19 protein-coding genes and 3 pseudogenes are annotated in these 26,755 nt (G+C 68.3%); 8 read left to right on the top strand and 14 right to left on the bottom strand.

What is annotated here, in order from left to right; all coding sequences use genetic code 11:
* Positions 1-120: 120 nt before the first annotated feature.
* Entirely contained in the window at positions 121-870 is a 750-nt protein-coding gene (locus ACIOHP_RS45540; protein WP_401897071.1) for a Ku protein, read from the bottom strand.
* A gap of 95 nt (positions 871-965) precedes the next feature.
* Here ACIOHP_RS45540 and ACIOHP_RS45535 point away from each other — a divergent pair.
* Positions 966-1,070 (top strand): annotated as a pseudogene (locus ACIOHP_RS45535) (IS5/IS1182 family transposase); the annotation flags it as partial.
* 26 nt (positions 1,071-1,096) lie between these two features.
* Here ACIOHP_RS45535 and ACIOHP_RS45530 read toward each other — a convergent pair.
* Positions 1,097-2,668, bottom strand: a complete 1,572-nt coding sequence (locus tag ACIOHP_RS45530) for a cation acetate symporter (protein ID WP_401897068.1) — start codon at positions 2,666-2,668, stop codon at positions 1,097-1,099.
* 787 nt (positions 2,669-3,455) lie between these two features.
* Between ACIOHP_RS45530 and ACIOHP_RS45525 the strand changes: the two genes are divergently transcribed.
* The gene (locus ACIOHP_RS45525) at positions 3,456-4,394 is read left to right on the top strand and encodes a serine protein kinase RIO (protein ID WP_401897066.1); all 939 of its coding nucleotides are present in this window, start codon (positions 3,456-3,458) and stop codon (positions 4,392-4,394) included.
* A gap of 282 nt (positions 4,395-4,676) precedes the next feature.
* Here the strand turns inward: ACIOHP_RS45525 and ACIOHP_RS45520 are convergent, their stop codons facing one another.
* The 3 genes from ACIOHP_RS45520 to ACIOHP_RS45510 are packed head-to-tail and all read right to left on the bottom strand — an operon-like array spanning position 4,677 to position 8,067.
* Complete coding sequence (locus ACIOHP_RS45520) at positions 4,677-5,357, bottom strand: GAP family protein (protein ID WP_401897063.1); 681 nt, start codon at positions 5,355-5,357, stop codon at positions 4,677-4,679.
* A gap of 7 nt (positions 5,358-5,364) precedes the next feature.
* A complete protein-coding gene (locus tag ACIOHP_RS45515) occupies positions 5,365-6,741 on the bottom strand; it encodes a DUF1254 domain-containing protein (RefSeq protein WP_401897060.1) in 1,377 nt (458 codons plus the stop codon).
* Between the two features lie 12 nt (positions 6,742-6,753).
* Complete coding sequence (locus ACIOHP_RS45510; protein WP_401897058.1) at positions 6,754-8,067, bottom strand: DUF1254 domain-containing protein; 1,314 nt, start codon at positions 8,065-8,067, stop codon at positions 6,754-6,756.
* 150 nt (positions 8,068-8,217) lie between these two features.
* Between ACIOHP_RS45510 and ACIOHP_RS45505 the strand changes: the two genes are divergently transcribed.
* Positions 8,218-9,912, top strand: coding sequence for a SulP family inorganic anion transporter (locus ACIOHP_RS45505; RefSeq protein WP_401897056.1), 1,695 nt, complete (start codon positions 8,218-8,220; stop codon positions 9,910-9,912).
* Positions 9,913-10,533: 621 nt separating this feature from the next.
* On the top strand, positions 10,534-11,157 hold the full coding sequence (locus ACIOHP_RS45500) for a DUF6000 family protein (RefSeq protein WP_401897054.1): 624 nt from the start codon (positions 10,534-10,536) through the stop codon (positions 11,155-11,157).
* A gap of 620 nt (positions 11,158-11,777) precedes the next feature.
* On the opposite strand, the pseudogene ACIOHP_RS45495 reads toward ACIOHP_RS45500, so the two are convergent.
* Positions 11,778-12,030, bottom strand: a pseudogene (locus ACIOHP_RS45495) (IS5/IS1182 family transposase); the annotation flags it as partial.
* A gap of 175 nt (positions 12,031-12,205) precedes the next feature.
* Here ACIOHP_RS45495 and ACIOHP_RS45490 point away from each other — a divergent pair.
* The 3 genes and pseudogenes from ACIOHP_RS45490 to ACIOHP_RS45480 all read left to right on the top strand — a co-directional run bounded on the left by ACIOHP_RS45490 (position 12,206) and on the right by ACIOHP_RS45480 (position 15,261).
* On the top strand, positions 12,206-13,138 hold the full coding sequence (locus tag ACIOHP_RS45490; RefSeq protein WP_401897052.1) for an alpha/beta hydrolase: 933 nt from the start codon (positions 12,206-12,208) through the stop codon (positions 13,136-13,138).
* 14 nt (positions 13,139-13,152) lie between these two features.
* Positions 13,153-14,007, top strand: coding sequence for an alpha/beta hydrolase (locus ACIOHP_RS45485; RefSeq protein WP_401897050.1), 855 nt, complete (start codon positions 13,153-13,155; stop codon positions 14,005-14,007).
* Positions 14,008-14,129: 122 nt separating this feature from the next.
* Positions 14,130-15,261: pseudogene (locus tag ACIOHP_RS45480) on the top strand (RNA-guided endonuclease InsQ/TnpB family protein).
* 59 nt (positions 15,262-15,320) lie between these two features.
* On the opposite strand, the gene ACIOHP_RS45475 reads toward ACIOHP_RS45480, so the two are convergent.
* Positions 15,321-16,283, bottom strand: a complete 963-nt coding sequence (locus ACIOHP_RS45475) for a helix-turn-helix domain-containing protein (RefSeq protein ID WP_401897047.1) — start codon at positions 16,281-16,283, stop codon at positions 15,321-15,323.
* A gap of 468 nt (positions 16,284-16,751) precedes the next feature.
* Here ACIOHP_RS45475 and ACIOHP_RS45470 point away from each other — a divergent pair, with 468 nt between their 5' ends.
* The gene (locus tag ACIOHP_RS45470; RefSeq protein ID WP_401897046.1) at positions 16,752-17,357 is read left to right on the top strand and encodes a transposase; all 606 of its coding nucleotides are present in this window, start codon (positions 16,752-16,754) and stop codon (positions 17,355-17,357) included.
* Positions 17,358-17,452: 95 nt separating this feature from the next.
* Here ACIOHP_RS45470 and ACIOHP_RS45465 read toward each other — a convergent pair whose 3' ends face one another.
* From ACIOHP_RS45465 to ACIOHP_RS45435, 7 genes are all read right to left on the bottom strand, one after another.
* Complete coding sequence (locus ACIOHP_RS45465; RefSeq protein WP_401897044.1) at positions 17,453-18,124, bottom strand: response regulator; 672 nt, start codon at positions 18,122-18,124, stop codon at positions 17,453-17,455.
* Positions 18,048-19,304, bottom strand: coding sequence for a sensor histidine kinase (locus tag ACIOHP_RS45460; RefSeq protein ID WP_401897042.1), 1,257 nt, complete (start codon positions 19,302-19,304; stop codon positions 18,048-18,050). The genes ACIOHP_RS45465 and ACIOHP_RS45460 overlap by 77 nt, the downstream gene beginning before the upstream one ends.
* A gap of 103 nt (positions 19,305-19,407) precedes the next feature.
* Positions 19,408-21,660, bottom strand: coding sequence for an MMPL family transporter (locus ACIOHP_RS45455; protein ID WP_401897039.1), 2,253 nt, complete (start codon positions 21,658-21,660; stop codon positions 19,408-19,410).
* A 284-nt stretch (positions 21,661-21,944) separates the two neighbouring features.
* On the bottom strand, positions 21,945-23,462 hold the full coding sequence (locus ACIOHP_RS45450) for an ATP-binding protein (protein ID WP_401897037.1): 1,518 nt from the start codon (positions 23,460-23,462) through the stop codon (positions 21,945-21,947).
* The gene (locus ACIOHP_RS45445) at positions 23,459-24,163 is read right to left on the bottom strand and encodes a response regulator transcription factor (protein ID WP_401897035.1); all 705 of its coding nucleotides are present in this window, start codon (positions 24,161-24,163) and stop codon (positions 23,459-23,461) included. The genes ACIOHP_RS45450 and ACIOHP_RS45445 overlap by 4 nt, the downstream gene beginning before the upstream one ends.
* Before the next feature lie 48 nt (positions 24,164-24,211).
* The gene (locus ACIOHP_RS45440; protein WP_401897033.1) at positions 24,212-24,940 is read right to left on the bottom strand and encodes an ABC transporter permease; all 729 of its coding nucleotides are present in this window, start codon (positions 24,938-24,940) and stop codon (positions 24,212-24,214) included.
* Between the two features lie 149 nt (positions 24,941-25,089).
* Entirely contained in the window at positions 25,090-26,004 is a 915-nt protein-coding gene (locus ACIOHP_RS45435; RefSeq protein WP_401897031.1) for an ABC transporter ATP-binding protein, read from the bottom strand.
* Positions 26,005-26,755 lie beyond the last annotated feature (751 nt).

Here is a 26,755-nt window from a genome sequence, read left to right as displayed (position 1 = left end):
GGCGGATCGTCGCTGAAGCGATCGAAGCCGCGCTCGGGCGGCGGCCCCGGCTCCGTCCTGTCATGACGCGACTGTGATGTACCGCTCATGAGTAGCCCCCTCCGACTCACTGCGATGCGCTCAAGATCTTTCCATGGAAGGTCGCGGGTAACCCGACTTCGACCTTGTCAATGCAGTGCCATCTTGCCGCAAGCCGACCGCCTTTGGACACAGTCCGGACCTCAACGCCCTTCCCTGCACTGCGCGTTGGCTTCGCTGGCAAGGCTGGAATAGCGTGGCTGGTGCCACGGTTCGGACGCGCTGAGTAGGCCCAGCGCCGCCTGCAGCGTGCAGTCCGCGTGAAGCTGGGGCCGGCGATCGAGGCAATGGCAGCGCTGTTGACGAGTCGAGCCTGCGCCCAGTCGACTTGCTTGCTGGCGGGCTGTCGATGACTGCTCGTCGTCCGTGTCCGCCCACGCCGGGGCCGTTGGAGGAGTACGCGGCCCGGTTCGACGAACGAGAACCAGCAGCTACGGCAGTCTGCCAGCGGCGACGGTGTCGTGCGTGTACTGCCCGTCCAGCACCAGCGGCCGGATCGCGGACCTCGTCCGGCACCAGGTAGTAGCCCTCCGCGATACGGATCGGATCGATCGACTCCAACGGCACGAACGCCTGGATCTCGATGGCCTTCGCCGTCGGCAGCGGCAGCGGCAGCAACTCCGCATCCGAGATCGCCACCACCTGGTCCCTGGCGTATTCGTACCCCTTGCCGATTTCCGACTGCGCCACCTCCCGGCCCTCCAGCTCGCGCACCTTCCGCACCCGCACGCGCCCCACGCCGAGGGTGGCGGCGTGCTCGACGAAGTGCTTTGCGGTAGCCGCCGTCGACACGGCGGTCGCGACGGAGGTGCGTCCGCGCGTGAGGGAGCCCCGCAGCCCCGGGTGACCACACCGGCCGGGCGCCTGGCCGGCGGTACGTCCGTGTCATGTCCGACCGTCGTGCGTATCCGAGCGATCTGTCCGATGCCCGCTGGGAGTTGATCGAGCCGGCGCTGTCCGCATGGCGCTATGAGCGTCACGGCCGGGCCCCGGCCTTCCGGTGGCGACCCGACCCCACTCAGCGCACACCCACCCCCGTCTGCCGCCTCCCCCAGGCCGGTCGCGCCTGGTGTGTGCGGGACCTCCCGAGAAGCCCGAGCAGGAAGCCGACGGGGATCGTGAGCAGGCCAGGCGTCTGCAGGGGGAAGAGGTGGAAGTCGTGGTCGGAGAACAGAGCCGTCGGAGAGCCGGAGACCGCTGGGGAGAGCGTCATGAGGGTCACGATCAGCGGCAGGGTCGCGAACACGGTCCAGCGCACTCCGGCCGCCGTATAACGGGGCAGAAACATCGTGTACAGCAGGACCGGGGCGAGAACGGACGCGCCTGTCGTCAGGGACAGCGAGATCAGTGTGAGGGTGCCGCGATCACGCAGCAGGACGGCCAGGATTACGGCGGCGGCTCCGAACAGGACGATTCCCACCCGGGCACGGCGGACCTCACGGCTCGCGCGGCGGTCGCGGTCGGGTCGGTTGACGAAGTCCCTCACCAAGCCCGCCGCTGCCGCCAGCGTGATGCCCGCGACGGCTGCGAGGGTGGTCGCGAAGACCGCGCAGGCGACGATGGCGAACAGCATGCTGTGCCGGGTGCCGACGGCGGACGGGTCGAGCGCGCCCGTCACCATGAGCAGGGCGGTCGATCCGGTGGGGTCGGCCGCCCGGATCGCGTCCCGGCCGAGCAGGGCACACGCGCCCAGCCCCGCGACCGCCACGCCCAGGCAGACCAGTGTCACCGGGACCACGGCCCATTTGACGGCGCGGCCGGCGGTACGGGCGTCGCGCAACGGATGCAGACGCATGGTGAGGTGCGGCAGACAGGCGGCGCCGAGCAGCAGGGTGACGGCGAAGCTGAGCAGGTCGAGTCGGCCGACGAGGGAGGGCCCGAAGTGCAGTCCGGGAACGGCGTAGTCGCTTCCCGCTCCCGACTTATCGCGCGCGGCCTCGAACAGGGCCAGGGGCGACCAGCCGTGCCGCGCGAGGACGAGGCCCGCGAGCAGCAGCACGGCGATCAGCACCACAGCGATCTTGAGGATCTGTATGTAACCGGTCCCCCGCATGCCGCCGAACGCGGCGTAGCTGATCATCAGGACGCCGCTCCCGATGGTGCACGCCGAGGTGGCTGCTTCGGGTAGGCCGAACATGGCCACGATGATGCGTCCGGCGGTCGACAGCTGCACGAGAAGCAGCGGGGTCAGCACGACGAGAGCGGCCACTCCCAGCGCCCTGCGCGCGGAGGGATCGCCGAGCCGGGCCGTGACGAAGTCGCCGAGGGTGAACACCCCCTCGCTGCGCAGGCGTTCGGCCAGGAGTCGCAGCACGAGCCACAGCGACACCACCGTGGCCGTCGCGAAGAGAATGCCGTCGGCGCCGTCGAGTGCGACCGCGCCCGTGGTGCTGAGCAAGGTGGCGGCGGAGACGTAGTCGCCGGCGAGCGCGAGCCCACTGCCGGCCGGGCCGAAGGCGGCGCCGCCACCCGCGTAGAAGTGCTCGGGCTCGTCCAGGTCGGCGGCGGCGAGCCCGCACAGCAACAGGGATCCGGCGACGAAGACGAGGAACACCATCGCGGCGAGGGACTGCCCATCGGTGGAGCTCACCGGCGAGGCCCCGCTGCCAGTTTGGTGCCGTGAACTGCTAAGACATCCCGTTCCTGAGCGGTGAACGTGGTGGCGGCGCCCGTGACGGCGAGGGCCTGGCATGCGGGCCACGTGCGGGCAGGCCCCTGCGGCGGGACGACAGATGCGGCTGACATGGCGGTCATGTCATCAGCCGCCCGATACGTCGTCCAGGAGTCTTCAACATCGCGAGACCCGTGCACAACGGGCCGGGACAGGCTGTGTGCGCGGGCACAGACGGCCCGGAACCGCCGGGCCTCAGCTACGACGCCACAGGCGACGGTCGTCCCTCGTCAGCCACGACTCTCGACCACGCTCAGGCTGGGGACGCCCACGTTGCGCAGGCGGAGCACGGTGCCGTTCAGGCGCACCAGGGGCGAACCCCTGTCGCTGTGGTGCCACCACCAGCTCAAAGCCAAGAGCCAGAGCAACCTAAGGGAGTCCTAAGAGGACTTGGCCCAATAGATCATGCGCTCGTGCGGCTGCGTGACGGTCGCCTCCGGTGCACCCACCGCAGCGGTGAGGGCAATGCCGTTGACCTGCTCAAGCTCTGGGGCTGCCATGCCGGTGCATCGTGCCCGGTCATCGAGCAATCACGCCAACTGAGCCATCGTCTTATTCGGTTGCCGCGCCCGGTGTCCGCCCCTCACCATGGGCGAGACGCCGGGAGCTGCCCGGTGCTCCACGAGAGGAGGCACAACCGTGATGACGACTGTCCTCGGCCTGCCCGCAGACCGCCCCTCTCGCACTTCATGGAGCACCTCCAGCAATGAGTCTCGACGATCTCTCGCAGCACCCTCAGCACCCGGCATTTCCTGACGCCTTCAGCACCGACGCCTACCGCTCTGCCCCACCGCGGCACGACCTGAGCGACGTCGACGACCGGTTCGTCTTCGACTTCCGTTACTACGACGACCTCGAGGACGGGCAGCGCTGGTCGACCTGGCGCAGCGTCGAACCCCTCTGCCGAGGCCCCGAGCCGCTCCCGGACTGGGTCATGACCTCGCAGGGCGCGATCGACACCGAGCTCGGCGTCCTCAAGACGGGCAAGGAAGCCGACGTCCACCTCATCGAACGCGCCGACCTGCTCGACCCCGACGCCGCCGTGGTCATGGCGGCGAAGCGGTACCGCTCCCCCGAACACCGAACCTTCCACCGCTCCGCGTCCTACACCGAGGGCCGCTCGATGAAGCGCTCACGTGACGAGCGAGCCGTCAAGCGCAAGAGCACCTTCGGCCGGAAGGTCGCGGCCGGCGAGTGGGCGGTATCCGAGTGGGGCGCACTGGTGCGGCTCTGGCAACTCGGGCTGCCGGTCCCCTACCCGGTCCAGATCGACGGCACCGAGATCCTGATGGAGTGGATCACCGTCGTCAACGAGGACGGTGCCACCGAGACCGCGCCCCGGCTTGCCCAGACGCGGCCCTCACCCGAACTGCTGGCCGTCTACTTCGAGCAACTCACCGATGCCCTCGCAACGATGGTGCAGAACGGCGTCGTGCACGGCGACCTATCGGCGTACAACATCCTGGCGGCGGGCGAGCGGCTGGTCATCATCGACCTGCCGCAGATCGTCGACCTGGTCGGCAACCTCAACGGGATGACCTTCCTCCAGCGCGACTGCGCCAACATCTGCGGCTGGTTCCGCTCACGAGGCCTCGAGGTCGACGAGCACGCACTGTTCGCGGAGCTGATGACGCACGCCTTCTAAACCGGGCAACCCGGCCTCACCATTCCGGTTGAGCCGGGGCCGCAAGCAGGCAGGAAACGCGAAAGTGCCTTCTGAGCTGGGACGGCGAACCTTGTCGAGGGTTCTGTCGGTCCAGGCGGAAGGCACTTTTGGCGTGTGCAGGTATCGGCACGCGCCCCCAACCAACTCCACGCCTCCGCTGACGCTTCGAGGGAAGCCGGGCCCACGGCTACGGCCTGCTGCCTGCCCTCGGATCTTGGACAGGGACAGCACGATCCCCGGTGGACCCTGCTGGCAGGGAGCTCAGCCCGTCAGCCCGCTGATCGCGTCGCCGACGTACTTGGCGCCGAGGATGAGCAGGACGGTGGTCATGATGGCCGTGTTGTGGGCGGCCATCCATGCCTTCCACTCGCCGAGCACCTTCGCCGACTTTCGGCCGCCCAGGAGGTAGAGGCCGAGCGGTAGCAGCGTGCACAGGGACGCGATCAGCACCATGAGGACGGCGGCGGCTGCCTTTCCGCCTGTCGAGGCCGTGCTCGCGGCGATGGAGACGGCGCCACCGACCGCCAGGACGAGGTTTTTCGGGTTGGCGACGGCAAGCGCGGCGGCGAGTCCGGCCGATTTGCCGGGGGTGAAGGTGTCGATCGCTTTCATCCAGCCCGGCTGCTCGGCCACGTGGCCTTCTCTCGGCCGGTCCTTCCACTGCTTGCCGCCCATGAGCAGGAACAGCAAGCCCAGGCCCAGCTTGAGCCACAGCGTCCAGGAGGCAGGACCGTCATCGTCGCCGGACGCGTCGCCGCCCGAGCCGACGAGTACGACGGCCGTGACGAGCACGCCGAGCGAGACCAGCCAGCCCGCCGTGAACGCGATGCCATTGCCCCGGCCCTTGGGGGTGGCCAGTATGAGGATGACGGCGATCAGCGGCAGGGGGCTGATGGCGATGCCGACCGCGGAGGCGAGCATCTGCCCGATGGCGTCTCCCACGGCGGCCTCAGCTCGTCGCCACGATGGGCGGCAGCTGGTAGGTGCCGTCGAGGACGGACTGCCTGGGCGTGTAGAGGCGGATCATGGGCCGGAAGTCGCCTTCCGGGGCGGGCAGCCAGTTCGCGGCCTCGGCCGGGCTGTCGGGCCGTTCCCGTTGGATGGCAACGGTCAGCGAACCGTCCTCGCCGTACACCAGGCCGGGGGTGCGGTCGCCGAGTGAGTAACGGCCGGCGGGGTTGGCGACGAGGTAGTAGTCGGGGGTGTCGTACATGGTCACCGACCAGAACGACTCGACGGGCGGCGGCTGCTCGAAGCGCAGGGTGTAGGACCGGGATCCGTTCAGCTGGTTGCCGTCGGAGTCGGTGAAGGTGTGCGCGTACACCGCCTCGTAGCCGTGGTTGCCCCACAGCGCGGCCCGCGCCGCGGCGGCCCGTACGAGGTAGGACGAATCCCGGTCGGCGATCTTCCACTGCGGCGCGTCGAGGGTGCCGATGCCGAAATGGTCGAGGTTGTAGTCGAACAGGTGCGGGTTCGTCTCCCAGGCGCCCGGCGGGCGTCCGTCGGCGGCGGGCGGATTGGACGCGGTCTCGACCCGCGCTTTGCCGGCCGCGAGCCCATCGGTGAGGGCTTTGACGAGGGTGGGGTCGGTGTTCACGTACGGCGAGGGGCCTTCTTCGAGGAGGCGCAAGGGCTGGAAGCGTTCCTGGTAGTCCTGGTCAGGGCCGGCTGGTGGGAAGTCCGCCATCCACAGGCGCAGTTGCTCGTAGAAGCGCAGTTCCTCGGGCACGGCGGGATCCGGTGCGGGCAGACCCCTGCGATGGGCGGCTGCGTCGAGCGGGGTAAGGGTGAGCCGCTGCTGCAGGGCGTGGACACGGGGCATGTCGTCGGGCCCGTCGCAAGCGTTGCGGCCCACGAGGGAGATGACGACGGTGGGTGCCTCGATCACCCCGCGCACCTCGTCGGGTGCGGTGCCGGCCCAGCCGGGCGGGACGATGAGCCAGTCGCCTTCTTCCGTGCCGGTGGCGCGTTTGCCGAGGTAAGCGAAGTTGTTGCTCCACACGTCCACGAACTGCAGGACATAGTAGGCGCCGGCGGTGTCCGGGACGTGGAGCAGGACGGGGCCGCCGGAGAGGTCTACCTGGGCGATGGAGTAGACAGTGTCGTTGTTGACCGACACGAACTGGGCGTCGGGCGTGGCGAGTTTGGTGGAGTGCCCGAACCGGTTGAAGGGAGTGGGCGGCAGCGAGCCGAAGCCCTGGTGCATGAACGCGGAGATCATGGAGACGTCGAAGACGAGGGGGTAGCCGTAGACGTACGCGTCGGCGGCCAGGTCGGCGAGGCTGTCGGTGCCGGCCGAACTGCTCGGACTGGTCGTGCTGGTCATCGCGGACTCCTGTCAGGCGTCGACGCTCAGGGCGGGCAGGGACCAGGAGCCGTCCAGGACCGAGGTCTCGGGGCCGTACACGCGGATGGCGATGGTGAAGGGCCCGTCGGGCGCGGGCAGCCAGTTCGCCAGCTGATCCGGGTCGGCCGGACGGTGTTTGCGTACGTAGAGGGTGAGGCCGCCGTCGTCGTCGTGGATCAGTCCGGGGGTCCGGTCACCGATCGAGTAGCGGTCGATCTCGTTGGCGACGAGGAGCCGTTCGGGCAGCCGGTAGATGGTGGCCGACCAGAAGTAGCGGGCCGGCGGCAGCGCGCCGGGGGCGAAGCGGATGACGTGGCCGTGCGTGGAGGCGTTCGGTGGCCGGTTGCCCTGGTCGTCCTGGGCCCAGCCGGCGTACCACGCCTCCGCCGCCGGCAGTCCGTACAGGCCCTTGTCGACGCCGACCGCGCGGGTCAGGTAGTCGTCGCCGTGCTCGGCACGGGTGCCGAACCAGTGAGTGGAGTCGGCGGCGTCCTTCTTCGCCTCCTCCAGATGTGCGCGGCCCTCCGAGATGCCTTGCGCGACGGCGGCGCGGATCTCAGGCTTCAGGGCGGCGGGCTCGAACGCGCCGCTGCCGGTGACACCGAGTGCGGCGAGCCGGTCCCGCAGCTCCCGTTCGCTGCCGAGGACAGGGAAGAACTGGAGCAGGAAGTCGAGAAGGGTGAAGAACTCGACGGTTGCGAGATCCTCCTCCCGCCAGACCGGCCACACTGGTTCGTCGACCGGGTGGGGTGCGCCAGTGTCGGTGAACTCAGACAGCGGCCGCAGCACGTACTGCTCCTGGATCGCCCGCAGGGCCGGTACGTCCTCGGGGCCGGCCAGATAGGTGCGGCCCAGGATGCCGACCAGGAACGTGTCGGCGCGCAGCACGCCCGCGATGCCCTCGGGAACGACGCCGTCCCAGCCGGGCCCGGCGACCAGGTAGTCACCCGCCTGCGAGCCGGTCGTCCGGGCGCCGATGTAGCCGATGTAGGAAGTGTCCAGGTCGTGCAGCGGCAGGACGTAGTACCGCTCTACGGCCGGCACCGAGATCACGTAGGGCTCGGTGCGCAGGTCCAGCCAGGCCCACGAGTACGGGGTGTCGTTGTTCGGTGTCACCACGTCGGTGTTGGCCGCGGTGAATGGCTGCGAGTAGTGGCGAAAACGCCCGAAGCCCCCCACATAGCGGCGGTCGTCGGAGTCGACCGCCTGCGGGTACATCGTCCGGTAGTTCTCCAGGAGCGCGAACCCCCAGATCCACCCCTCGGCCGCGGTCCTCCGCGCCTCCTCGACCGTCAGCTCCGACACACCGGCCTCCTCGCACAGGGCGCACATATCCCCTCAAAATGTCACGCTACGTCGTGGGTCGCATCCGCAAGCCCTGTCCCTCGGGCACCGAACCGGACGCAGGAAGGAGCCGGTCATGGGGCTCACGAGGTACTCTCCGGGGCCATCCGGGTGAGGGCCGGACAGGAACACCCGAACAGCCAGGTGGCAGGCTGGCTGCGGCACTACCGCACGGGCCTGCTGCGGGGCGACGTACTGGGGGCACTCACGGCGTGGGCGCTGATCGTCCCCGAGAGTGTCGCCTACGCGCAGATCGCCGGGCTGCCTCCGCAAAACGCCTTCTACGCGGCCCCCGTGGCTTTGCTGGTGTACGCGTTGTTCGGCCGGTCCAACTTCCTGATCGTCGGGGCGACGTCGGCGGCGGCGGTCCTGTCGGCGGCGGCAGTCTCCACCATCAGTGGGGATCCGCAGGACGCCGTCGGCCTTTCGGCCGCTCTCGCGGTCACCGTCGGAGCGGTTCTGCTGATCGCCGGCGTTGCCCGCCTGGGGTTCCTCACCAACTTCCTCGCCGAGCCCGCTCTGGTGGGCTTCCTGTTCGGGATGGCCCTGACCATCGTCGTCAGGCAGGGTGCCAAGCTCGTCGGCGTCTCCAGCGGCGACGGCAACTTCTTCGAGCGTCTGTGGACCCTCCTGAGCCAGGCCCCCGACTGGTCCCTCGCCACGCTCGCCGTCGGAGCCTGCGCGCTGACGCTGCTGTTCCTGCTGGAACGGTTCACGCCCCGCCTGCCCGCCGCGCTGATCGTGCTCGCCCTCGCACTGGTTCTCTCCGCACCGCTGGGCCTGAAGGACCACGGCGTGGACGTCGTCGGCGAGATTCCCGCAGCCGTCCCCGTACCGCACCTGCCAAGCGTCGCGGCCGAGGACTGGATCGCCCTGTCGGCGGGTGCCCTCGGCGTCGCCCTGGTGGTCTTCGCCGAAGCGTTCAGCATCGCCAACCGCTTCGCGCGCGAACACGGCCAGGAGGTCAACGCTGACCGGGAGATGGCCGCGGTCGGTCTCAGCAACATCGCCGTCGGCCTGGTCCGGGGTTTCGTGGTCTCAGGCAGCGCCTCGCGCAGCGCCGCGGCGACCGGAGCGGGCGGCCGCACTCCGATGGTGTCCCTGATCGCCGCAGGCCTGATCCTGCTGACCGGAGCCTTTCTCACCCCGCTCTTCACCGACCTGCCCGAACCGGTCCTGGGGGCCATCGTGATCGTGGCCGTACGCGGCTTCATGCGAGTGGGCGAACTGCGCCGCTACGCCGCGCTGGACCGGCAGAGCCTGTGGGTGGCACTCACCGCCCTGATCGGCGTCCTCCTCTTCGACCTGCTCCCCGGACTGCTGCTGGCCGTGACGCTCTCCCTCGCTCTCTTCATCGCCGCCGCCAGCCGCCGCAATGTCGCCGTCCTCGGATGCCTGCCCGGCACTCGTCTGTACGCCGACACCGCACTGCACCCGGACGCGGTCACCACCCCCGGCGTGCTCGCCCTTCGGCCCGACGGCAGCCTGTTCTTCGGCAACGTCAACCGCGTCCGCCTCGCCGTCCGCGATCTGGCCGCGGACACCTCCCCACCCTCACGTGCCGTTGTCCTGGATCTGACCGGCAGCTACCGGCTCGGCATCCCGGTCCTCGACACCCTCGACGAACTGAGAGGGGAACTGGCCAGGAAAGACATCACCCTGTACTTCGCTCATGTACGGGCACGCGCCGAACGGGACCTGGCACGGCACGCCCTGTCGGACCACATCGGACCGCACCGCCTGCACCGCACCGTGGACGACGCCGTCTCAAAGGCGAACTCGGAGGCGAACGGCGGGACGAGCTGAACACAGGGCCGGCATCGTGGCGCTCGCCGCGCTGTCCACGGTCCAACCAAGGACCAGGGGTGACACGATCCCGCCTGGGCGAAGACCGCGCTGGTCGGCGGCTGGTGGCCCTACAAGGACACCGGTGTCGTCGGCGCCGCCCTCGCCTGGCTAAACGTTCCCGCGCACGTGGTGGTGTCCGGAGCCCCCCTCGACCGCGAAGTGGCGCACCCGGCCCGTCTCGCTGGAGACGATCCCCATCTGGTGGCCGACGCAGGTGACGCGGCTGGTCGCCAGGTGGCGCGCATTACCTTCGTTGTAGAGCCCGGCTGCTGCGCCGGGAGGAGGTGCCCGGCCTGCGCGCTCGGTGATCTGTATCTTGTTCGCCGCTCCGCCGGAGCAGCCCAAGGTCATTCCTGGCCATGGTCGTCGTCTTCGTTCAGCTCCGGCACGTCCGGGTCGCGCAGCGTGCGCAGGCGCGATGGCGGAACGCTAGCTCAACGAGCTGGACTTGACAGAGAAGCCGTCCGCGACGACGGGTCAGACTGTCCAGGAGTTATTGCTTCTCTGAACTGGCGATCGCTACGCGGGGCTCTGGGTAAACCGCTGGCAGCTGGGTCCTCGGCGGGCAAAGATGCAGCCATGCGCCATCCCAACACGGACCCCGAACTCATGGACCTGGTCCGACGATTCGTCACGCCCGGCCGCCGGTACATGCGGCTGGGTGGAAGGTCGCTCCAGTTGAGCGGGCCTGAGCGCGACCTGTTCGTGAGCGAGCTGGTCCAGGCTGCCGGGGAGATCACTCCCGCTGAGCTCGGCATCCTTCTCGAAGGCGGTTGGCGAGAGTGCAGGACTGCCTCCTGGCTGATTGCTGTAGCCGGCAGGACCGAGTTCCGCAGCCGCATCGGCGAACTCCTGCTGGCCAGCGGAGGCCCCTACGGCGGGTCCTACTGCATCACGCTTGCCACCTTCGGCACCAGCGCGGACGCCGATCTGGTCTGCAGATACCTTGATCGCTACCTGCCTCAACCCGAGCTCGCCTACGACCGGACCTTTGCTCTCAGCACACTGCTTCACCTCGATGCCGTCCGTGGAACCGAGCGAGCATCCCCATACCTTGCCGTCGGCGGCCTGTGGCAGCAGTGGGCCGACGCCACGCCGAATACGGTGTGGGATCCGCAGGAGTACCAGCAGATCGTGGCCCAGCTCTGTTCCTTCGCCAGCGAGTGCGCTGAACTCTTTGCCAGAACGGAAACCAGGCACTGAGCCCTCCCGGCCCCACCGAAGAACGGCCAACCTCGACAGACCCCGCTCGGACACACGATCGTCCATCACGACCGCAAACCGTACTGGGCGGCAACCCCACCAGCGTTCTGAACTGCACAATCAATGTGGTCCGTTCAGCCAACGGGGCCTCCGCTGCTCCCTTCTTCGCCCCGATCCCGCCCAGCGCGGCCGTCTGTCGAGATCCGCGACAACCTCGTTGACCGCATTGCTGAGGCAGAGCAGGAGGGCTGGCTGGGCGAGATCGAAGCACTCCGCATCAGCCTGACCGACGCTGAGTCCAAGACCAGTCACATTGACACGGCGGCCGGAGGCGGGCCCGTACTCCTCGGCCTGCCGGCACAGCGATAGCCTCTCGGCACCACCCTCCGGGGACTTCGCAGGTTGAGGTGGCGGCCTGGAAAACAATCCCGAACGAGCAGACGTGGTCCAGCTGTGGGTGCGGCAGTTCTTCCGCGACCGGCTGTCGTAACAGCGCCGTGCCCTTGTCGAGCAAGTTGACGGGCTGAGCGCAGCAGCACGCTCACCCCACAGGCGGAGGCAGGGGCACGGCACGGTAAGGATCGAGAGCTGTGGCCCCATCCCGGTAGGGCGGTGTCGGCTGCGACCTTGTCCAGCAGCGCGATGCCGGCGGCGTTGTCGTACGCGCACGCGGCGAGCACCACCACCGCGATCACCAGGCCCAGCACGTCAACGGCCAGGCCGCGTTTGCGGCCCGATACCCTTCTGCCGCATCACGTCCCGCCGACTGTGCGGGCACCCCGGCGCCGCGTCAATGCTCTGGGTGTCGAGCACCACCAGGCTCGGGTCGGCCTTCCGCCGGGCTTTCTCGCGCACATGCCAGCGCAGCAGGTCGACGACAAAACATTCATCAGCCCATTTATCGCCCCCTACGAGACAGCCGGCCCGGCCGCGTAGATCGACAAATGGCTTGCACGGGAGGTCAACAACGGCCGCGTCGCCGTTGCCACCATTCCTGGAGGTGCTGCTCAGCAGTTGAGCAGCCGCAACGAGGCAGGATCCGATGAGGATGAGTAAACCGGTACTGGAGCCTGCGGCGCAGACGTTCGCCGAGGCCACCGCCTCCCCGCCCTTCCTTTTCGATCTCGGCCCTGAACAGGGTCGTAGGACGGTCGATGAGGTACAGAGCTCCGAGGTCACCGTTCCGGGCACGACCAAGGAGACCCTTGCCGAGGCCGGGGTCACGATCTTCCGCCCCGAACAGGTAGCCGGACCGCTTCCGGTGATCCTCTACCTTCACGGCGCCGGCTGGGTGTTCGGCAACAACCACACCCATGACCGGCTGGTCCGCGAACTCGCCCTGAGCACGGGCGCGGCCGTGGTGTTCTCCGACTACGACCTTTCACCCGAGGTCCGCTACCCGGTGGCGATCACCCAGAACCACACAGCCGCCCGATGGGTCGTCAAGCACGGCGCGGAGCACGGTTTGGATGCCTCCCGGATGGCCGTCGCAGGCGACTCCGTCGGTGGCAACATGGCCGCCGCGCTGACTCTCACCGCCAAGGAGCACGGCGACATCGCCCTGGCGGGCCAGGTGCTGTTCTACCCGGTGACCGACGCGTCCTTCGACACCGGCTCCTACCACGAGTTCGCGACAGGCTACTTCCTGCGTCTCGACGCCATGCAGTGGTTCTGGGACCAGTACACCACCGACCCCGCGCAGCGCGCGGAGATCACGGCCTCACCGCTGAGGGCCACCCTCGAGCAACTCGCCGGGCTGCCCCGGGCGCTGGTCATCACCGCCGAAGCGGACGTACTGCGCGATGAGGGCGAAGCCTACGCGGCGAAACTGCGCGCGGCCGGCGTGCCCGTCACCGCCGTCCGCTACCAGGGCATCATCCACGACTTCGTGATGCTCAACGCACTGCGCGACACCCACGCCGCCCAAGCCGCGATCACCCAAGCGGTCGCCTTCCTGTCAGACGTGCTCCAGACCAAGTAAGGAGAGCCGACACCATGCCAACAGAACACGAGCTCAACATCGTCGAGCGAGCCAACACCTCAGGCAGGACACCCGTGGTCTTCATCCACGGTCTGTGGCTGCTGCCCTCCAGCTGGGACCGTTGGGCCGCCCTTTTCGAGGAAGCCGGATTCGCGGCCATCGCGCCGGGCTGGCCTGACGACCCCGAGACCGTCACGGATGCCCATGCCCATCCGGAGACCTTCGCGCGCAAGGGGGTCGCCGAAGTCGCCGACCACTTCGCCGAGGTGATCGGACGGCTGGAGCGCAAGCCCGCGATCGTCGGGCACTCTTTCGGCGGCCTGATCACCCAGATCCTCGCTGGACGAGGGCTGTCGGCGGTCTCGGTCGCGATCGATCCCGCCCCGTTCCAGGGCGTGCTGCCGCTGCCAATCTCCTCGCTGCGGTCGGCGGCGCCGGTCCTGGGCAACCCCGCCAATTACCACCGGGCCGTCCCCCTCACCTACGAGCAGTTCCGGTACGCCTTCGCCAACGCCGTCGGCGAGGCCGAGGCTCGCGAGCTGTACGAGACCTTCGCCGTCCCCGCCCCGGGCGAGCCCCTCTTCCAGGCCGCGGTGGCCAACTTCAACCCGTGGTCGGAGACCAAGGTCGACACCGGCAACCCCGACCGCGGGCCGCTGCTGCTGATCTCCGGCGAGAAGGACCACACCGTCCCGTGGGCCCTCACCAACGCCGCCTACAAGAAGCAGGCCCGCAACGAGGCCGTCACCGAGATCGTCGAGATCCCCGGACGTGGCCACGCCCTGACCATCGACAGCGGCTGGCGGGAAGTCGCCGACACCGCCCTGCGGTTCATTGGGTCTGCCCTTCGTGGATACCCGGGCCTTTAGGCCGGGGAGGAAACGAAGCTCCTGCGGAGCAGGGGAAGCCGGTTCGCCGCCAGGGCGGACCGGCGTGCGCCGTCCACCCGACGACACCCGCTTGCCACGCGGAAGTTGATACGGTGTGAGGCGTGACGCGGCAGGTCAAGCGGGCGTTCAAGTACCGCTTCTACCCCACCGGCGAGCAGGCGGCTGAGCTGTCGCGCACGTTCGGCTGTGTCCGCCTCGTCTACAACAAGGCGCTGGAGGAACGCACCCGGGCCTGGTACGGCGAGCAGCGCCGCATCTCCTACCTGCAGTCCTCCGCCGCGCTCACGGCATGGAAGAAGACCGGGGAACTGGCCTTCCTGGCGGAGGTGTCCTCGGTGCGGTTGCAGCAGGCGCTGCGCCATCTGCAGACAGTGTTCGGGAACTTCTTCGCTCAGCGCGCGAAGTATCCGCGCTACAAGAGCCGGATGGCCGAGCCGTTGGACATCCGCTGATCGCGCCCGCTGCCCGAGGGGACGGAGCCGACCAAGGTGACGGTGTCCCGGGACGCGGCGGGCCGCTGGTTCGTGTCCGTGCTGTGCGAGGACACCATCGCCCCGGCCCCGACTACCACGAACGCGGTGGGCCTGGACGCCGGGATCACCTCCCTGGTGACTCTGTCCACCGGGGAAAAGGTCGCCAACCCCGGCACGAGCGCCGTGACCGCGCCCGTCTCGTCAAGGCGCAGCGTGAGCTGTCGCGCAAGGCGAAGGGCTCCAACAACCGGGAGGAAGCTCGCCGCAAGGTCGCCCGGGTGCATGCGCGGATCGCCGACCGGCGCCGGGACGTCCTGCACAAGCTGTCGACTCGACTCGTCCGTGAGAACAAACGGTCGTGATCGAGGACCTGAGCGTCCGCAACCCGCTGAAGAACGGCACCCTCGCACGCGCCATCAGTGATGCGTCGTGGACGCAACTGCGCTCCATGCTGGAGTACAAGGGCACCTGGTACGGGCGTGAACTCGTGGTGCTCGACCGCTTCTTCCTCAGCAGCAAACTGTGCGGGAACTGTGGGACGGCCCACGGGAAACTGCCGCTGAACGTCCGCGAATGGACGTGCGCCTGCGGCACCATGCATGACCGCGACGTGAACGCGGCACGCAACATCCTGGCCGCCGGGCTGGCGGCGTCTGCCTGTGGAGACGATGTAAGACCTCAACGGGAAACCTCCCGGACGGGGCGGTCGTCGCCGAAGCAGGAACCCCAGTGGGCGACCGCTGGAATCCCCCGCCTTTAAGCGGGAGAGGAAGTCAACCAGCGTTTCTCCTTGACCACCGGGCTCTGGTGGCTGAGGAATCAGCTGCCAGTGCGCCGGCAATCGCGCCAGTCGCGGGGTGAAAGGCCATAGGCCGCCTTGAAGACGCGGCTGAAATGAGCGGCGCTGACGAAGCCGGACCGGCGCGCGACAGCCTCGATGGTGAGATGGCCGACGCTGGAGGAGACAAGAAGGCGCCGAGCATGCGCGAGACGCTGGTCACGAATCCAGGGCGCGAGACTGACACCTGCGTCCGACATGACGGTGTAGAGACGGCGGAGCGAGATCCCGTGGGCGCGCGCAATCCGAGTCGGGGTGAGACCGGCATCAGTGAGGTGAGCGCGGACGAAGTCGAAGATCCGGCTTTCCAGGGCGGCGTCCAGGGCCTCGGCTGAAGCACGGTCATCGCGTAACCGACTGGTGAGCGCAGCGCGCAACAGGTCGAGAGTCGGCGGGGCGAGCAGCTGAGCCTGCCGGGCAGTGAACCGTCCCTGAGCCTCGCCGAGCCTGCGCAGATGCCCGGACGCCAGTTCGGCGATCGGATCTCCGGAGCCGAGCCGGATCGCGGTGACTGCCACGAGGGCGTCCGGCCGCAACCCGAGATCGCGCTGAGTGATCCGGAAGTAATGCAGGTCGATCCCGTGGTCGTTGGCCAGCATGTACGGCCGCTCGGTGGCGTAGACCGCGAAGTCACCCGGTTGAAGAACCGCCTCCCGGCCGTCCTGGACAACCCCGCTCGTGCCCGATCGCTGGAGGCTCACGAACACTGACGGTTCGAGATCGTCATTGACCAGCGTCCGTGTCCGCCGGATCGTCGTGGCGTTCGACCGCACGGTGCAGATATTGATCCCCGCCACATCGCTGATCCGGCCCGTGGCCATGATGCGGGTCGGATCAGGCTGATGCTCGATCTCCACACGCACGACCGAATCCCAGATCACCTCGCGGATCGCCTCGGCACGATCGCCGGGCGAAACGGCATCGGTGTCGATGATGAAGGTCATCTCCACTCCATGAGCCGATTGTAGGACGCCGTCCCGCCTCGGCTGGGAGCCCGCAGAGACAGACAACATCCCTGCACGAACGGACAGTTCACCGAATCGGTCCCTGACCGTGAGCAAGATCGGCCCCCTACCTGACCCGCAAACGGATAACACCTCACGAACCGCCCTCTCAGAGGACGTTCGTGCATTTATGCGTCGGTTTGCGGTAGTTGGCGCGTGCCTGGAATCGGGGTGTACAGGAAGAGTAGGCGGTATGTCTCTGCGGTCGCAACGCGCCTGATCTTGCGTTTCACCCCGGTTGCTACCGATAGCTCCTGTCCGGTTCGAATACGCACCTGAGACTAGCTTTCGCCTCGCCCGATCGAGCGATATGCCCGATCAGGAGCCTCGTGCATGAGTGTCCCCATGGCCGCTTCGCAGCAGCGCGAGCCGTACCTGATTGATCTGTCTGACGCCCGCTGAGCCTTGATGGAGCGCGAAGTGATGAACGCGATCCTCTTCCTCAACCGTACCGGCGTCCCGTGGCGCTACGTGCCGCACGACTTCCCGCCGCACACCACCGTGTTCGGGTATTCCAGCGACTGGATCTCCGACGGCACCATCGAGGAACTCGGCCTCCATCTGCACCGGATGGTCCGTGAGCGGGAAGGTCGTACCGCTGAGCCCACCGCCTGCGTCCTTGATGCCCAGAGCGTCAAGGCCGCCGCCCCCAGCGTGCCCACCGACACCCAGGGAACTGACGTCGGCAACAAGATCGTGGGGCGCACATGCAGCATCGTCGTCGACACTCTCGGCCTGTTACTGCTGGTCATGGTGACCGCCACCAGCGTCTCCGACAACGAGGCCGGCAAGCAGCTCCTCACCCGCGTCGCCGCCGACCACCCCACGACCACCAAGGCGCGGGTCGACACCGGCTACAAGCGAAGCTTTGGATGGATCATGATGCACCGCCGCCCCGCCCGCGACTACGAGATCAAACCCACCCACTCCGAGAGCATGATCCGCCTCGCGATGATCTCAAGCCTCGCGAAACGAGCAACCGGCGAAACACCCATAACCTGGCACAGCCCATGAACTATCCGGTCTTCAGTCGCAGCACCCTCTCAGGGACTAGCTGGCCCAGGCTGAGGGATTAGGGACCTGCCGACCACGCACCGCAACCGCCGGTCTCACCGCGCCTGTTGCATCAGACCGGACTGGTAGGCGAAGGCGACGAGCTGTGCCCGATCGCGGGCGCCCGTCTTCGTTTTGGCCCGCTGGACGTGGGTGCGGACGGTCAGCGGGCTGAGGAAGAGTGCGTCGGCGATCTCGTCGTTGGATTTGCCCTCCGCGACCACGGCCAGCACCTCGAGCTCTCGCGGAGTAAGGCTGCTGAATCGCTCGGAGGCAGGGGCGCCGGAGCTGGGCACGGACAGGGCGAGGAAGCGGGTGATCAGTGAGCGGGTGGCTGCGGGTGACAGCAAGGCGTCACCGGAGGCGACCGTGCGGATGCCGTCGAGGAAGGCATCGGCGGTGGTGCTCTTGCCGAGGAAGCCGCTCGCACCCAGGTGCAGGGCCTGGGCCACGTGCTCGTCGGTCTGGAACGTGGTGAGGATGAGGACGCGTGTGTCCTGCAGCTCGCTCTGGTCGCAGATGGCGGCGGTCGCGGCCAGTCCGTCGGTGCCGGGCATGCGGATGTCCATCAGAACGACGTCCGGGCGGTGGCGGCCGGCCAGCGTGATGGCCTGCTGTCCGTCGGCGGCCTCGGCGACGACCTCCATGTCGTCACAGGAGTCGATCAACACCCGGAAGGTCGCTCGCAGCAGGGCCTGGTCGTCGGCGATCAGTACGCGGATCGTCATGGAACTCACTTTCTGGTCTGGCGCTGATGGGAAGTTCGGCCGTGACGGTGAAGCCGCCATCCGGGCAGTGCCCCGCGCGAAAGGTGCCCCCGGCGGACTGAGCGCGTTCTCGCATGCTGATGAGACCGAAGCCTCCGCCGGGTGCCCGCGGGGGCGTGATCGGACTTCTGTCATTGCTCACAGTGATCGTCAACTGTTCCTGGCCGTAGACGAGGTGGACATGTGCCGTGTTCACCGCGGCGTGTTTGGCAACGTTGGTGAGCGCTTCCTGCACTATCCGGAAGGCGGTCAGGTCCACCCCGGCCGACAGGGCCTTCACGGGGCCTTCGACAGCGATCGTGATGTGCAGTGCAGCGGCGGCGAAGGCGGCGACCAGGTCAGGGAGCCGGTCAAGTCCAGGTGCGGGGTTCAGCGATTCCTCGGCGGTCTCAGGCTGGCGCAACAGGCCCACGGTTGCCTCGAGTTCGCGCAGCGCTGCCGTGGTCGTGCCGGTGAGTTCGGTGAGGATGCGGCCGGTCTGCGCGGGATGAGTGGGGAACAGGTGGGCGGCTGTGCCGGCCTGGGCGTTGGCCAGGGCCATGTGGTGGGCCACGACATCGTGCAGTTCCCGGGCGATGCGGACGCGTTCTTCGGTGACGCGACGTTGTGCTTCCTCATGGCGGGTGCGTTCGGCGTCCTCAGCGCGGATGCGGACGGTGTCCATGTACGCGCGGCGCGCTCGCACGGCCAATCCATGCAGGATGGGCAGCAGGATCCAGAAGGCCAGGCTCACCGCTTCGTTCGCCCAGGGCTCGTCCTCGGCGTCCCAGCGCAGGGCAGTGGGCACGAGGATGACAGCAACCAGGAGACCGTAGGCACGGATGGCTTGCTGAGAGACCTGGAGAGTCAGTTCGTAGAGGGCGACGATGACGGGGAGCAGCAGGAGGGGCCCGAAGGTGCTGCCCTGGGCACCTGCGACGGCGGTGCCGAGAGTGGTGAGGACGACAACGGCGCCGGGGCGCCGGCGGCGCGCCGGCAGGCTCGTACAGGTGACTGCCGCGAGGGCGAAGCCCGGCCACCACAGGGTGTCGTCGCCGGCCCGGCGGTACTGGTTGCTGGTGGCCGCATAGATCAACAGGAGGAAAGCCGCTTCGACCAGGCGCGGGTGCTGATCGACGCGACGTCGCAGGCGGGTGACCATGGTTTCTCCGCAGTGCCGTGACCGAGGGCTGAAGAAGTGGACAGAGCGAGGGTCAGACCGGGCCGCTCTGGAACTGGGGTGGAGCGGCCCGGTCGCACGTGCGTCAGACAGTCACGGAGGCCCGCGGATCGTCGGCGGGCCGATCATTCGGCGCGGAGACCTGCTGGGTGAGTGCTTCGCCCTCGACGTCGACGCGCGGCATCATCCGGTCGAGCCAGCGCGGCAGCCACCATGCCCGCTTGCCGAGGAGCGCCAGGACCGCGGGCACGAAGGCCATACGGACGACGAAGGCGTCGAAGAAGACGGCACTGGCCAGCCCGAAGCCGACCATCTTCACCAGGGATTCGCCGCCCGTCATGAACCCGCCGAACACCGCCATCATGATCAGCGCCGCTGCCCCTACGACCTGGGCGCTGTGCCGGAATCCGGTGACGATGGCCTGGCCGGGCCCTTCTCCGTGGATGTGCGCCTCGCGGATCCGGGAGACGAGGAAGACCTGATAGTCCATGGCGAGGCCGAAGACGATACCCACCAGGAAGATGGGCATGGTGCTCATGATCGGGCCGGTTTCGTCGACGCCGAAGAGACCAGCTCCGTGGCCTTGCTGAAAGACCGTGACGATCGCACCGAGAGCCGCACCCACGGACAACAGGAAGCCGAGCGCGGCCTTCAGCGGCACCAGGAGCGAACGAAAGACCAGGGCCAGGAGGAAGAAGGCGAGACCGACGACGACCGCGAGGTAGGGAATGAGAGCGTCCTGCATCTTCTGGCCCACGTCGATGTTCAGGGCGGTGGTGCCGGTGACCTTGAATTCGGCGCCGACGGCGGACTCCACCGCAGCGCGCTCGCTGCGGATGGTGTGCACCAGGTCCTGCGTCTGCCGGCTGGTGGGTGCGGTCGAGGGGACGGCGGCGATCACCGCTGTGTCTTTGGCCTCGTTGAACCGTGCCGGGGAGACGGAGACGACTCCCTTGGTCTCGGCGAGCTTGTCGGAGACCGCGTGTACGGCCGCCTGCGGATCCTTGGCCTTCTTGACGTCGACGACCACGGTCAGCGGACCGTTGAAGCCCGGGCCGAAGCCCTCGGCGAGCGCGTCGTAGGCGCGGCGCTCGGTGGTCGCGGTCGACTTGGCCTCATCGCCAGGCATACCCATCCGCAGGTCCAGCGACGGCACCGCGAGCGCCCCGAGGCCGATCACCGACAGGAGCAGAACCGGCAGCGGGCGGCGCACCACGAACTGTGCCCAGCGAACACCCCGGGGGGCCTTCGGGGTGGTGCCGGCCGTCTTGGTCCTGCCGACGAGGCTGAGGATCTTGGCGCGGGTGCGTCGTCCGCCCTTGCGGTCACGGCGCGAGAGCACCGCATCGGGCCAGAATCCCAGCAGTGCCGGCACTGCGGTCAGGGCGATCAGAACGCCGACCACGACGGCGCCTGCCGAGCCGATACCCATCTTGCTGAGCATCGGGACGCCGATGACGGAGAGACCCAGCAAAGCGATGACGACGGTGAGGCCGGCGAAGACGACCGCGCTTCCGGCCGTGCCCACGGCCAAGGCCGCCGCCTCCTGCGGCTGGTGTCCCTTGGCCCGCTCCTCCCGGTAGCGCGAGACCACGAACAGGGAGTAGTCGATGCCGACGGCGAGGCCGAGCATCATCGCCAGTTCACCGACCGTCGAGGAGAACCCGAAGGCACTGCTCAGGGCGGTGATTGCGGCCAGGCTGATGCTGACGCCGAGGATTGCGGTGAGCAGGGGGAGGCCGGCCGCGGCGAGCGAGCCGAAGGTGATCAGCAGAACCACCGCGGCGACGAGCACGCCGAGCACCTCACCCACGCCCTGCGCGGCTTCGGTCTCCAGCGCGGAGCCGCCGACCTCGACGGTCAGGCCCACGTCCCGGGCCTGCTCGACCGCCCTGGTCAGGTCCGTCTTGCTGGCATCGGTGAGATCGTCGCTGGCGACCTTGTAGGTGACGGTGGCGTAGGCGGTCGACTTGTCCTTGCTGACCGCGTTCGCCTCGAAGGGGCTGGCCGCGTCGGCGACCTGTGGCCCGTCGGCCACCGCCTCGACCAATCCGTCGATGGCGGACCGGCCGGCGGCGGAGGTGACTTGCTGGCCGTGTTCCGCGACGAACACGATGCGGGCCTGCGCACCGTCCGCTTCGGCTCCCGGGAACCTCTCATTGATCAGGTCGAATGCCTGCTGCGACTCGATGCCGGGCAGGGAGGAGGAGTCCTCCGGCGCCTCGGACGCGCTGGAGGCGCCGAGGAATACAGCAGCCAGTACGGCCACCCAGACCAGCACCACAGTGCGACGCCTTCGGAAGGCCCAGCGGCCCACCCGATGCAAGAAAGTCGCCATGAAAGACATCTCCATATCTGGATATCGGGAACGCCATTCACCCTGCCGGGCCGGCCTCATTCGCGTCGTCGGCCGTAGCGACAATCCCCTGTACTCAAAAACAAGTAGGGCTCGACGGGCATGTCATCTCCCGCTGGTAGTCCTCCGGCCGTGAACGGCAGGAGTCCGCGCAAGCAGGACGGCGGCACGCCTGGGCGGAGCACGCCATCGGTTCTGTTGAGACAAGCGGTGTGTCGCTTACTGCTCGCTGTCCGCGTCAGCAGGCCGAAGAGGTCGGGCGATCCTCATGAATCGCCGACGGAGTTGTCGGGATGCAATGGCAGCAGGACGCGGAACGTGGTGCCCTCCCCCGGCTCAGAGCACACCTCGACACGGCCTTGGTGAGCGGTCACCAAGGAGCGGACGATGGACAGGCCGAGTCCGGCACCGCCGGTCTGTGTGCGGCCGCGGGCGGTGTCGGCACGGTAGAAGCGGTCGAAGACGTGAGTGACCTGTTCGGCTGTCATCCCTGGTCCCTCATCGCTGAGTTCGAGGACGGCCTGGTCCTCCAGCGTGCCGACGCCGATGCGTACCGCCGTGCCGGGCGGGGTGTGGGCGATGGCGTTGCCGACGAGGTTGGAGGTGACCTGTCGCAGGCGTGACTCGTCGCCCAGAACGGGGGCGCCACCGGGCGGGCCGCCGTCCGGGCCGGTCAGGGTGACGGGACGGTCGGGTGCCATGGCCCGCAGGTCGTGCAGGGCGTCGGCGGCCAGGGTGCGCAGGTCCATGGGAGTCAGGCGAAGGGGCAGGTGGGCATCAGCGGTGGCGTCTTCGTCGAGCCGGGCGAGCAGCAGCAGTTCCTCGACGATGCGGACCAGGCGGGCCGCTTCACGTTCGATACGGCTCATGGCGGCATCGACGTCCGCGCGCTGGGGCATGCCGCCCATCCGGTACAGCTCGGTGAAGCCCTTGATCCCGAACAGCGGGGTACGCAGTTCGTGGCTGGCGTCCGCGATGAAGGTACGCATGCGCGCGTTGGTGGCCGCGCGGGCGGTGTCACCGGCTTCGATGCGGTCCAGCATGCCGTTGAGGGCGGCGGACAGCCGGCCCAGTTCTGTGCGCATGCTGGCCGGCTGCGGCACCCGGCTGGACAGGTCCCCGCCCGCGATGGCAGCTGCCGTTCTCTCGATGCGCCGCAGCGGCCGCAAACCGGCCCGCACCGCGAACCAGGCGACGACGCCCAACCCGATGAGCACCGCCGCATCGATCACCAGCATCCACACGCCCAGGTGCCGGATCGTCGTATGGACCGGAGCCAGAGAACCCGCCACCACGACGCTGCCGCCCTTGCCCGCGTCCACGTCCTGACCCGGGGCCAAAGGAGCAGCGATGACCCGCCACTCGTCGCCGTCGCCCTGGGACGCCACCTGGAAGGGACGCTGTGCGCGGACGGCGACGGCCGCTGTGTCAAGGACGGGAAGACGTGGGGCGCTGTGCGCAGCCGGACGCAGCGTACGCCGCAGTTGGCCCTGGGAATCGAGGTAGACGACGTAAACGTCACCCGTCAGGTCGCGCTCCACTGCCTCGCGCAGCTCCGGTGCCGTCTCACCGGGCACGACTTCCAGGTTCGACAGCCGCGCCGCCGTCGCGGCAGCGGCGCGCAGCCGGTCGTCCAGCTGGTGCACCAGTTGCCGCTCCAGCAGGGTGACGAGTACGGCGTTGCTGGCCAGCAGGGCGGTGACGACCAGCAGCAGCGTGATAGCCACGACCCGCCCGCGCAGCGACATCCGGCTGATCGGCCCGCGCGTGGAGGCGGTACTCATGCGCGGGACCTGCGCAGAACGTAGCCGGTCCCCCGCACCGTGTGGATCAGCTTCGGCTCCACGATGTCGATCTTGCGGCGCAGGTAGCTGATGTAGGACGCGACGATGGAGTCGTCACCGTCGAAGTCGTAGTGCCAGACCTGGTCCAGAAGCTGATGCCTGGACAGGACCTGGCCGGCGTTTTCCATCAGCACGCGCAGCAGACTGAACTCGGTCGGAGACAGTTGCACCGGCCGGCCGCTGCGGGTCACCTGGTAGCTGTCGGGATCGAGCTCCAGGTCGTCCACCACCAGGAGCCCATCGGGCCGACGGCCGCTGGTGCGGCGCAGCACGGCCTGGATGCGCAGGATGAGTTCCTCGAGGTTGAAGGGCTTGGTGACGTAGTCGTCCCCTCCTGCCCGCAGACCACTGATGCGGTCCTCCGCCGCGTCCCGGGCGGTCAGAAAGAGGATCGGCGGCTGTCCGCTTCCCAGACCGGAGGACTTCTCACGCAGACGACGTGCCACCTCGAAGCCGTCGAAGTCGGGCAGCATCACATCCAGGACGATCAGGTCGGGTCGGTCATCGCGGACCGCTTCCAGGGCCTGGCCTCCCGTCCGGGCCGCAATCACCTCGAAGCCCGCCAACCGCAAGCTCGCGGACAGCAGCTCACACAGCGTGGGCTCGTCCTCGACCAGCAGCAGTCGTTGTGTCGTCGCCATGGCACCTGTCCCCGACCGATGATCTTCTGTCTTCACTGTCCCGCCCCGCTACGCGTCACGCTTGCGGAAGACAATGAATGCCGCCGCCATCAGAACCGCCACGGACCCCACCATGACACCCACCCCTGCCCAGGGACTCAGCAAGTCGGGGTCCTGATAGCTGGTAACGATCTGTCCGCCCGCGATCGGCGGCCAGTACTTCGACACCCAGTCGCCCAGTCCTCCGGGCAGGGCCGGAGCGAATGCCTGAACAATCAGCATCACCCCGAACAATGTGGTCACCGTTGCCGTCGTGGAGCGGATCACCGTGCCCAGAGCCAGTCCGAAGAGCCCGGCCAGTGCCAGGTACAAGCCGCCACCAAAGATGCCGCGCAGCGCCACGCCGTCGGAGAGCGCCAGGTGCGGAGCGCCCGCCCCGGACAGCGACGCCTGCCCGACCAGAAACCCGGCCAGCGACACCGCGACCCCGGCCGGGAGCGCCACGCCCACCAGCACCACGGCCTTGGATGCCAGCACCCGCACCCGGTGCGGAACCCCGATCAGAGTGGGGACGATCGTTCGCGCGCCGTACTCAGAAGTGATGACCAGACCACCCAGCAGACCGAGCGCGATCTGCGCGAGCAGGTAGCCGCGCAGACTGGTGGCCAGCGGGTCGAACGATGCCTGGTCCGCGGGGCTCAGGTCCGCGAACTCGCTGCCGGCGGACGAGCCGTTCAGCGCGGCGAGCCCGAGGCAGAACGCCAGGGTGCCCAGGATCACGTACCACGTCGACCGCATCGTACGAATCTTGATCCACTCGGCGTGCAGGCAGTGCCAGAAGGTCGCCCTCCCATCCCCCGCACGACGCGGTGGCGGCTGAAGACGGAGCAGGAGCGTGCGTCGGCGGGCTTTCGTCGCCCGGGCAACGGTTTGCGTGGTCGCACGAATCAACGGCTCGTCTCCTTCTCCGACTGGTATTCCACCGCATCCCGGGTCAGCTCCATGAACGCCCGCTCCAGCGACACCTGGCGCGGAGCAAGCTCATGCAGCTCCACTCCGTTGGCCGACGCCAGCGCGCCGATCTCGGCGGCCTCCAAGCCCGTCACCAGCAGAGCGTCGCTGCTCTCGGTCCGCACCTCAACGGCTGCGCTGAGCATGCCGCGCAGTTCCTCGGCCTGGGGACTGCGGACAAAGACCGCACGCTCGGAGTGAGCCTCGATGAAGTCCTTCATCGAGGTGTCGGCGATCAACCGTCCCCTGCCGATGACGATCAAGTGGTCGGCGGTCAGCTCCATCTCGCTCATCAGATGGCTCGACATCAAAACCGCACGTCCTTGCGCCGCCATCCTCCGCATCAGCGAGCGGATCCACACGATGCCCTCCGGGTCCAGCCCATTGAGCGGCTCGTCGAAGACCAGCACCGGAGGATCACCCAACAGAGCCGCCGCGATCCCCAACCGCTGACGCATGCCGAGGGAGAACGTCCCCGCACGCCGGCGGCTCACGTTCTCCAAGCCGACTTCCGCCAGCACCTCCTTGACCCGGCTGCTGGGGATCCCATTGCCGGCCGCCAGCGCCAGCAGATGGTGATAGGCGGTGCGGCTGGGCAGCACCGCGCCTGGATCCAGGAGCGCCCCGACCTCCTTCAGCGGCGTGGGCTGCGCGACGTACGGCCGACCGCCCACAGTCGCAGTCCCACAACTGGCGGCATCCAGGCCCACGATCATCCGCAGGGTGGTCGACTTGCCGGCCCCATTGGGCCCCAGGAACCCCGTCACTTCCCCGGGCCGGACAGCGAACGTCAGATCGTCCACGGCCAGGACCTCGCCATAGCGTTTTGACAGGCCACGTACTTCGATCATCGAGACTCCAGACCGGCGGTGGTGCACGCGAGGTCGCGTGCACCACTGACTGTCCGCCGCCGCCGTGAACCGGATCTGAGCGAACATGAACGTCACATGGGAATGCCAAGCCTGTGACCTGGGAAGACTCGGCAACCTACACCGAGGAGCCCTCTGACTCACACGAAACTCACATGCTGGCCACCGGCCGGCAGGCACCGATGGCCGTCCCCGCGCGGCGGGAAGTGGAACTGCAGGAAGAGACCGGCGCCGACTGGCAATCGAACGCGGGTGGCCTTGTTGACCGGCGACACGACGGGAGCGAAACCTTGGACGCCGTCCAAGCCGATCAAGTCGCCGTCCGAGCCGAGGTCTACAAGGGCTCCGAAGTGACCGGTGCTTGTACTGTTCGACCAGCTCGGCCAGGTGCTCCTTCGTGCACCCGACGACCATCCGCTTGCCGTCGAACTTCGTGTCGACCGCGTGGACCGACGCTTCTCGGGCGAGCAGGTCTGTCCCCCACCCCGATTAGGAGGTGGGGAATTCTCAACCTCATGCTTGTGACTGACCCGTGAGTGTCCTGGCGTTGATCTGTCGACCGCCCGGCCGGGCACGCAGCAAGCGCTGCCGCCTGACGGACGTGAGCTGATGGGAGCCAGTGGCCGACTCGCCTTGCGCCCCCCCATTACCTTCTTCGTGGCCCCGCAATGGGGCGCCCGGCCTCCGGAGTTGGCATGACTTTCTCCCCCTGTCGAACGCATGGCCTGGGGGG

Origin of the sequence: Streptomyces sp. NPDC087859, assembly GCF_044742595.1 — a bacterium.
Classification (GTDB): domain Bacteria; phylum Actinomycetota; class Actinomycetes; order Streptomycetales; family Streptomycetaceae; genus Streptomyces; species Streptomyces canus_F.
The sequence above is the reverse complement of the archived record's forward strand: the minus strand, read 5'-3'. Positions and strand labels throughout refer to the sequence as shown.